The organism is Vulcanibacillus modesticaldus (assembly GCF_001730235.1).
GTDB classification, from domain to species: domain Bacteria; phylum Bacillota; class Bacilli; order Tepidibacillales; family Tepidibacillaceae; genus Vulcanibacillus; species Vulcanibacillus modesticaldus.
The window spans coordinates 1-1,208 of record NZ_MIJF01000079.1; the positions used below are offsets into that span (position 1 = coordinate 1).

Below are 1,208 nucleotides of genomic sequence, written 5' to 3' on the forward strand. Positions count from 1 at the left end.
TAATCCCTATGATAATGCTTGTATTGAATCATTTCATGCTATATTGAAAAAAGAAGAAGTAAATCACGTGCAATATCTAGATTACTATTCTGCTAAGATAGCAATTTTTCAATATATTGAGGGCTGGTACAACCGAAGAAGAATACATAGTGCTTTAGGTTATTTGACTCCTCAAGCCATCGAAGATCAATTGAAACATTCAGCATAAGAGTTAACTTTTTTGTGTCCAATATATTGACTCAAATCCACTAAAATTCAAGATCATTATAACAATGAATCATTTTTTTATGAAAACTTAGATTTAAGTTTATCAGTATTTTTGTGTTTTTCTTTCGCAGAATGCAAAATATTAGAAAGGCCTGATAAATATGTTAATATCTACGGATAGAAATCCAGAATATTCACTATATTACCTCGGAGCAATTATATTAGATATTTTATATAAATACAAATGTATAGAAATTGATTTATTATTTAAATCTATGAATGAAAAGATAACAAAAAAATTACCCATAGATTATTTATATTATAGTTTGGATTGGTTGTTTTTGCTTGACTTAATAAAATTGAATGGAGATAAAATTGAATTATGTTTATTAAAAGACTGATAGTAAGAAAAACTGAACCAAATATAGAAATAATAAGAGATATTCCATTTAAATTAAATGGATTAAATTTAATAGTTGATATAACCGATAATATTCCTCAAACTTCAGGGAATAGTGTTGGAAAATCTACAGCCGTAAAAATTATTGATTTATGTCTTGGCGCAAAAACCCCAAGTTACCTGTATAAAGATAATGAAACAAAAACGGATAATGAAAAAATTAAAAATTTTTTAGAAGAATATAAAGTTGAGGCCGAGTTAATACTGTTTAATGAAAAAAATCATATTTCTATAAGAAGAGGCTTATATAAGAATGGTTCAAGGTTTATTGATGATAAACCATATAAAAAAGATTGGAGTTAGTATAGTTTTGTGGACACACCTTAGTTAAGTCTAATACAATAATTTTGAGAGGATGTGTCCTATATGAAAAGAAAAGGTGTAGCAAAAAAATATACTGAAGATTTTAAACAAACAATAGTGGAACTCTACAATTCTGGAACTCCAGTAAAAAAATTAAGTAGCGAATATGGTGTATCTGAAGTAACGATATATAAATGGATTAGGTCCTATACCCCTGTAGGTGAAGGAAAGGATTCCT

Annotated in this window: 4 protein-coding genes; all 4 read left to right on the top strand. The window is 27.2% G+C overall.

What is annotated here, in order from left to right:
- The coding region (locus tag BHF71_RS10515; RefSeq protein ID WP_141705358.1) for an integrase core domain-containing protein at window positions 1-208 on the top strand (208 nt) is incomplete at its 5' end.
- 160 nt (window positions 209-368) lie between these two features.
- Complete coding sequence (locus tag BHF71_RS12625; protein WP_069657592.1) at window positions 369-608, top strand: ABC-three component system middle component 6; 240 nt, start codon at window positions 369-371, stop codon at window positions 606-608.
- The gene (locus BHF71_RS10525; RefSeq protein WP_069657593.1) at window positions 590-970 is read left to right on the top strand and encodes a hypothetical protein; all 381 of its coding nucleotides are present in this window, start codon (window positions 590-592) and stop codon (window positions 968-970) included. Before BHF71_RS12625 ends, BHF71_RS10525 begins: the two co-directional genes overlap by 19 nt.
- 63 nt (window positions 971-1,033) lie before the next feature.
- The coding region (locus tag BHF71_RS10530) for a transposase (RefSeq protein WP_084024127.1) at window positions 1,034-1,208 on the top strand (175 nt) is incomplete at its 3' end.

Coding starts and splice junctions, on each gene's coding strand:
- BHF71_RS12625 (WP_069657592.1), top strand. CDS start 369: ATGTTAATATCTACGGATAGAAATCCAGAATATTCACTATATTACCTC.
- BHF71_RS10525 (WP_069657593.1), top strand. CDS start 590: ATGTTTATTAAAAGACTGATAGTAAGAAAAACTGAACCAAATATAGAA.